11 protein-coding genes and 2 pseudogenes are annotated in these 6,525 nt (G+C 39.4%); 10 read left to right on the top strand and 3 right to left on the bottom strand.

The window, feature by feature from the left end; translation table 11 throughout:
• The first annotated feature begins 331 nt into the window (after positions 1–331).
• From C5470_RS21040 to C5470_RS23110, 5 genes are all read left to right on the top strand, one after another.
• On the top strand, positions 332–496 hold the full coding sequence (locus tag C5470_RS21040; protein WP_166291708.1) for a hypothetical protein: 165 nt from the start codon (positions 332–334) through the stop codon (positions 494–496).
• Between the two features lie 214 nt (positions 497–710).
• Complete coding sequence (locus tag C5470_RS21035; RefSeq protein WP_242688258.1) at positions 711–1,058, top strand: helix-turn-helix domain-containing protein; 348 nt, start codon at positions 711–713, stop codon at positions 1,056–1,058.
• An 82-nt stretch (positions 1,059–1,140) separates the two neighbouring features.
• Positions 1,141–1,431, top strand: coding sequence for a plasmid pRiA4b ORF-3 family protein (locus tag C5470_RS21030; protein ID WP_166291704.1), 291 nt, complete (start codon positions 1,141–1,143; stop codon positions 1,429–1,431).
• 75 nt (positions 1,432–1,506) lie between these two features.
• Positions 1,507–1,692 carry a hypothetical protein gene (locus tag C5470_RS21025; RefSeq protein ID WP_166291702.1) on the top strand — a complete coding sequence of 62 codons (186 nt, stop codon included), beginning with the start codon at positions 1,507–1,509 and terminating at the stop codon, positions 1,690–1,692.
• A gap of 102 nt (positions 1,693–1,794) precedes the next feature.
• Positions 1,795–2,409 (top strand): hypothetical protein, encoded by a 615-nt coding sequence (locus C5470_RS23110; protein ID WP_242688257.1) that lies wholly within the window; start codon positions 1,795–1,797, stop codon positions 2,407–2,409.
• Positions 2,410–2,460: 51 nt separating this feature from the next.
• Here C5470_RS23110 and C5470_RS21010 read toward each other — a convergent pair.
• Positions 2,461–2,649 (bottom strand): annotated as a pseudogene (locus tag C5470_RS21010) (DDE-type integrase/transposase/recombinase); the annotation flags it as partial.
• 136 nt (positions 2,650–2,785) lie between these two features.
• Positions 2,786–3,838: a LacI family DNA-binding transcriptional regulator gene (locus C5470_RS21005; protein ID WP_166291700.1), complete on the bottom strand. Its 1,053-nt coding sequence runs from the start codon at positions 3,836–3,838 to the stop codon at positions 2,786–2,788.
• A gap of 335 nt (positions 3,839–4,173) precedes the next feature.
• Here C5470_RS21005 and C5470_RS21000 point away from each other — a divergent pair, with 335 nt between their 5' ends.
• From C5470_RS21000 to C5470_RS22545, 5 genes are all read left to right on the top strand, one after another.
• Positions 4,174–4,356 carry a hypothetical protein gene (locus C5470_RS21000; RefSeq protein ID WP_166291698.1) on the top strand — a complete coding sequence of 61 codons (183 nt, stop codon included), beginning with the start codon at positions 4,174–4,176 and terminating at the stop codon, positions 4,354–4,356.
• Between the two features lie 319 nt (positions 4,357–4,675).
• Positions 4,676–5,491, top strand: coding sequence for a sugar phosphate isomerase/epimerase family protein (locus C5470_RS20995; RefSeq protein WP_166291696.1), 816 nt, complete (start codon positions 4,676–4,678; stop codon positions 5,489–5,491).
• 8 nt (positions 5,492–5,499) lie between these two features.
• Positions 5,500–5,736 carry a beta/alpha barrel domain-containing protein gene (locus C5470_RS20990; protein ID WP_166291694.1) on the top strand — a complete coding sequence of 79 codons (237 nt, stop codon included), beginning with the start codon at positions 5,500–5,502 and terminating at the stop codon, positions 5,734–5,736.
• Between the two features lies 1 nt (position 5,737).
• Positions 5,738–6,019: an SDR family NAD(P)-dependent oxidoreductase gene (locus C5470_RS23315; protein ID WP_207627069.1), complete on the top strand. Its 282-nt coding sequence runs from the start codon at positions 5,738–5,740 to the stop codon at positions 6,017–6,019.
• Positions 6,000–6,428: an SDR family oxidoreductase gene (locus C5470_RS22545; RefSeq protein WP_207627070.1), complete on the top strand. Its 429-nt coding sequence runs from the start codon at positions 6,000–6,002 to the stop codon at positions 6,426–6,428. The genes C5470_RS23315 and C5470_RS22545 overlap by 20 nt, the downstream gene beginning before the upstream one ends.
• Before the next feature lies 1 nt (position 6,429).
• Here the strand turns inward: C5470_RS22545 and C5470_RS20980 are convergent.
• Positions 6,430–6,525, bottom strand: a pseudogene (locus tag C5470_RS20980) (IS5/IS1182 family transposase); the annotation flags it as partial.

The raw sequence follows: 6,525 nt of genomic DNA, 5'->3' as shown, positions 1-6,525 counted from the left end.
AAAGGTATTTTTTCTCTGATGCAGCTATCCCATATTTCATTAATAATGTAACCGTATCCATGTTTGTTCTTGCCCGTGATTATTTTCATAAGGAATAGAACCACCATCTTGGTATCTATGGTTCTTCTCCTTTTTTGCCAAAGTTTATCAATTTTTTTCACATGTTTCAAAAAACGATTGATTTAGAGAATTAAATATATCCATAGCTTCACCACTCAATGGAGGATACCTCTCATAAATATAGTAAACTCCTTAACCGAATGCCATTGGATAGCGTTGAGCGTCCCGGTGTTGCGCAGGCTACTGTCACGACTGATGTGGAAAACCCAGGATGTCGTTGAACACATTCTACATTGGTCTATCTGGAGGCGAAGGCACCAGTACTGCGCTCAGCAGTGTCACTACCGTCGCAGAGGATGGAGCCCACCCACAGGATAAGTACGGCTGTAGTACTAAGAGGGATCATGGTGAAAAAAATGCTGAGGCGAGCCATTAAGTAAACTCATGGGATTTCCAAGGTAAATCTTATATATATACATAAGATTTACCTTGGCTTTATGTTACGGCGTCACCTATGAAACTGAAAAGGTTCATTATATGGGTCTTGTGTCATAATGTGAGCCTAACGCCTATTCTGAAACAATGGTAAAAAATAATTAAGGTGAAACCATCGAAACCACTTATATTTTTTACATATGAAGCCACAGCGATTGATAGCGGCACGAAAAGCACAAAATTTATCTCAACGAGAAGTAGGAGAGGCATTAGGAATCATTGATTCGGAACAAGCACGAAAAAAAATCAGCAGATATGAAAAAGGAACTGTATTTCCTCCATACGAAATAGCGTGTCAGATAGCTAAGATATTGAATGTACCAGAATGTTATTTCTACATTGGTGATGATTTTTTTGCCGAACAAGTTTTAATGTTATACAAAAATAACTTTTCTGATGGGTTTGAAAATAATCTAATAATTACCCTAAAAGAAAAAAATCAGGAATACGAACAAGCATTAAAGGATATAAAACGCACTATAAATTCGTTAAAAGACCTCTAGTAGAGAGCATAAAAATTTATGGGGTATTCTTTTCTCCTATTAATATGATCGTTCTTTTTATTATCATGATAAAAGAAAAATTATGCCCGTATACACAGTAAAAGCCGCTATTCGGGGTGTCAGCCCTATGATCTGGCGACGTTTTCGAATTCAGAGTGAGATGCCATTGGGAACCTTTCATTTTCTACTGCAATTTGCTTTTGGCTGGGATAATGACCATCTCCATACCTTTCATATCTACTGTAAAGACTATGGTATCAGCTATGAAGGTGGCCTAAGTTTTTCGGATGATCCTTGGGCAGTTTCACTTGCGTCTTTTCATTTCGAAAACCGTGACAAATTCACTTATGAGTATAATTTCTATCGGCATTGATTACTGGATATCCGCATCGAATCGATTGGACATGACTCAAATAACATTACGCCGTTCTGTCTCAGTAGGCAAGGTATGCCTGATGCCACTCAATATGATGAAACCGAAGCAACATTGAAGCTCTTGGAAGCCATTATCGAAAGTGATGACAGTACAACGTTTGGCGACATCCTAGAATTCATCGACGAATTCAATCGCGTTAAGTTTAACCGTCATCGACTCAACCGGCCACTGATCAACCAGATAACCATACCTTTATAGAGTCCAGTCTAAGCCTTGCGAATAGTTAGGTATGTAAAAATCATAATCCTTTAATAACCGGTGTTTGAACGTACCCTCAGAAATATGGACAGGGATAGCACATTGCCGGTTGAGTTCAGAAATTACCTGTCGGCGGTGAATACGTTAAGTCAGGCGGTCACAGGCAAGGTGGGCGAACTCAGCTGGTCAAAACGCTTTGAGGCAATGGGAATGAATCCTGAAACTACCCAGGCGATGGCGATGACACTGCCTATTGTTATGGAGGGAGCCAAAGGGTCGAAGTCGTTACCAAAATCATCGCAAAATAATGCCGGCAAAGGTGCTCAGTCTGAGTCCGTAGGGAAAAACACAAGTGGAGCGGAAAATGTCGCTACTTATCCAAAACTCAAAGAGGACTTGAATAGACAAAATTTGAATAATATTGCGAAGCAAGATCCGAGGTTAGGGGCTGCAATCAAGGGTAGTGGTACAAGAAATCCAAACTTCTCTGTTGGTTCAGGAACACAGAAGGAAGCTGATCGATTAGGAAAAATATGGGTAGGTGATGGTGCTAAATTAACTACAGATGGTAAAGGTTGGGTGAATGCTGATGGTACTCGCGTTTACCGTTTTCCCAAAGAAAAACCAAATACTCCGGCAGAGTTTACTAATACTGGTATACAGGCTAACTTTGAAATATTAAAAGATGGTAAAAGAGTAAGTAATGGGCATATGTAGTGGTCAACTAATTCCGGACAGTAAATTAGCGAGAGCCTCAGCTTTTGCCGGAGGCACCCATTCTGATTTCAAGCTTCTAAACAACCTTTCCATTGGGGCATTATCCCAGCAATTGCCACGGCGGCTCATACTTTGCCTCATGCGATAACGCCACAGCCTTTGCCGGAATGAACGGCTGGCATATTGGCTACCCTAGTCTGAATGGAACATCACGTTTTGCAGTCCGCCGCGTTGCTCGTAATCAAATTCAACAAGTTCACCGTTTCGGTTGTAGTTGACAGTTTCTGATAGTGTATTAAGTGGGGTCAGACTTTTATCATATACAGAAACTTTGATATTAGTCGTCCCTAAATCAATAGCTATGATATTCATCAGGCTAACATCTCTTTTTTTCTAATAAATTGCGTACAGAACCCCTGGCAACCAAAGTGGGCGCAGTAGAAAAAAAGCGTGTTTCAGTGCTCTCATTTAATAACGTTGATTGCAAAATATTAATATGGTTTTCCGCCATTTTGTCTTTAGGCAGGTGTATGGTTGTCAGAGGCGGCATGGAAAAAGCAGAAATTGGGTTATCATCGAATCCAATCACACTGATATCGTCTGGTATTCTAAAATGATATTGTATAGCTGCTTTGTATACTCCGTAGGCCAGAATATCGTCAAAAGTTAACACCCCGGTTATAGGGACACTGAAGGTATTTTTGTCGTGATCCCATAATTCTTGAATAACCTGAAATCCGTTTGTAATAGATGAATGTGTTGTTTTTACCATATCCTTGTTGAACGGAATGCCATATTCGTTGTAAGCCTGTTCGATCCCTAATACAAACTCTTTGCTCGTAGGAAATGATAATGACTCTGTGATAACCAGACAGTTTCTATGTCCGTTTGACAGCATTTCCCTCGCGGCAAGATAACCACCATGCGCGTAATCAACATGGACATGGTGACAATTCATTGTTTCATAATGAACACCCTGAAGGGTGAGGCGGTTGGACATCTTTGATAACAGACGTAAATTATCGGGGTTCATAGATGTCGGCTCGAGAATAATAAAATCCACTTGTCTGGACAGGACGGTCAATATATTGGCACGCTCTGTATTTTCATTGAACTGCGAATCAAAAATCATGGTGGTATATCCATGCTCCGCCATCTGGGTTAGGATCTTACAGAAAATGTAGGCCAGTACAGGGTTTTCGATATCGCTGAAAATAACAGCAACAGTTTTGGTAGAATGGCTGCGAAGCCCCTTTGCAAGTGAATTGGGCATATAATCCATCTCGTTTGCTTTATTTAAAACCAATCGTCGGGTTTCTTCTTTAATAGCAGGATCGTTGTTCAGTGCTTTCGAAACTGTTGAAAACGAAATATTTAATTCTTTGGCAATAGATTTAATCGTAACAGGCTTGTTAGCTTTATATGTCATTACTGGTATACCCTTTTCCTCTAATTAAGGAGGAATAACACAGGTGTTGTTGATTGATTTGAGAGTAAAATATATTTACAACGTTGTCAATTTCACAATTTCATCATACTAATGCCTAGTTAACGTTCATTAAATGGTCAATACCTTTCTTTTTTGGTGAACAGCTGTGTGTGGTTTTAACAATATTAGTATCTTTGTTGATTAAAAGTGAGAACAATTAGATGTAGCTGCTTTGCAATAAAACAGGGGGTAAATGAAAAACGGTTCTACAAGGAAATGATCCGACAAGCTGATTTTGAGTACCGTCGTCATTTGGACAACTTAGAGAAATAATTATGCCTAATTACAGAAAATTGCTAACGCAAGAAAGCCTGGAAATGCGGGCACGTGTAATTGAACAGGCGAGAAAACACGAAAACGGTGGGGCATTCATGCTGCAACAACTTCTGTCAGATAGTGACCTTAAGGTTCATCAAGCGAGAAACTCATTGAGGCGCGGGCATTCTTGCCCATATTGACACCGGATAGATTGATAGATTTAAGCAAGCCCAACATTCATAAAAATTAGTGTTGCAAAAAAATGGAACGCTATCACAAAAAGCAGATTTTGTTATCAGACTGTAAACTTCCTGCTTGACTAATGATGACCTTTATTTAAAGCTTAGAGTTATAACGTTTGAATTTCTGGAGATTGACTCTCATCATATAGAATATTTCCTATATAACGGTTAATTAACCGGATCAAAATCTGGAAATTACACGTGAAAAGTCAGGAAACTGATACTTTTTAAAAACAGCAGTACATATTTTTTTAACTTAAAAATTACAACGTTTGAAATGGATTTTATGATGAAAATATCATGTTCGAACCTAATGTTGCCGGGGAATTATTTAACTGAACAGGCCAACCTGTTGTACAAATGGGGCTACGATGGCATTGCTCTATTTATGAATTATTGCCAATGGAACGAAGAGTTACATGAAGAAGTTCTGAATTTAAGGGAAAATACGGGCATTATTCCGTGTGAATTTGCCTTTACCGATGAGATTTACGGACATTTAATGAGTGACAACATCGATCTCAGAAAAAAAAGCCGGGAAATGTATAAGCGAGCAGCCGAAATCAGTGGTGAAATTGGCGCGGTCACTGAACTGGAATTTGCATACGGTACACAAAATCCGCTGCCGTTGTTTCATCCCTATAAGAAAATGACAGAAACTGAAAAACAGGATTTTCTTGAAATGTACAAAGAGGTTACCGCGCCTCTCATGGGAACAACAGGAAAAATGCTGTTAGAGGGGATTAATCGGTATGAAAGCCCTTATTTGAACAGTATCAAAGAATGTACGGATATTATTGATACGTTAGATAGGGAAAATACAGGGGTTTTAGCTGATTTTTTCCACATGTCAATAGAAGAATCAAACATCACAGAAAGCATTAAATATGCTGGAGACGCTATTAAACATGTCCATTTAGGTGACAATAACCGTTTGCTTCCTAGCTATGGAGCCATTGACTGGCAGGCGGGTTTTAATGCGTTAAAAGAGGTTGGATATAATGGTTTTCTCAATCTGGAATGTAGTACCTGTGGAAAGCCATCTAAAACATTGCCTGAGACCGCAATATTTTTGAAGAAAATGTTGAATTAGGGGATTTTGTGAAGCGTGTTTTTGAAATCAGTAAACCATTTTTTGAAATGAGTCCTAAAGCTTATTTGTTCGAAAAAGACGCAATGGCACTGGCAGTAGAGGCTGACAAACTCTGTGAAAAATATGGGGTTGATATTATTTTTTCTGCTCAATACACAGACATAGCGCCAATTTCCAGTGCGACCAAGAATATAAAAGTGTTTGCTCAGCATATTGATCCTATCTATCCAGGAAAAGGAAAATAGCATGGGTATTCTAGAAAAAATGCGCCTAGATGAGAAAAAAATAGTTGTTACAGGCAGTGCCAAAGGGATTGGAGAACAATTAGCTATGTCTCTCTCTGAAGCAGGCGCAGAGGTTGCAATCGTTGATGTCGATATAAAAGCGACACAAAAAACTGCAAAAGAGATTTTTCAGGCAACAAATAAGAGGACGATTGCCATTAAAACAGATACTACCCAGCCTGATGAGATCAATGCAATGATTGACACGATAGGAATTTGGCCGACTGGATGTTGCGTTCTGTAATGCAGGGATCGGACACGTAGTCGCGGTAGAGGATGATACGTTGAAAAATTGGAGTAACGTTGTCAATGTGAATTTAAATGGTGCCTTTTTAACTGCACAATCTGCCGGAAAAGTGATGATAAAACAGGGTGGAGGCTCAATTATCAATATTGCCTCTATGTCAGCTCATATTACAAATATTCCCCAGAAAGAATGTTCGTATGCGGCATCGAAAGCCGGTGTAATAGCCATGTCAAGAAATCTGGCCGTTGAATGGGCGGATAGAGATGTGCGTGTCAATACCATTAATCCGGGATACATAGCGACAGATATGACGCTGAATGATCCAGAATTGGCACCATTAATCAGTCAGTGGGAAAAATTAATTCCGGTACGTAGACTAGGGGCTGTTGACGTTTCGTGTACATAACTTATACAGCCCACATGGGTAACCACATCATTATAAAAGCCATGGCAACCATACTGGCATAATTTCGCTCAAGTTTGTCGTATCTTGTTGCTATTGC

This window comes from Photorhabdus stackebrandtii (assembly GCF_011189495.1).
GTDB lineage: Bacteria > Pseudomonadota > Gammaproteobacteria > Enterobacterales > Enterobacteriaceae > Photorhabdus > Photorhabdus khanii.
The sequence above is the reverse complement of the archived record's forward strand: the minus strand, read 5'-3'. Positions and strand labels throughout refer to the sequence as shown.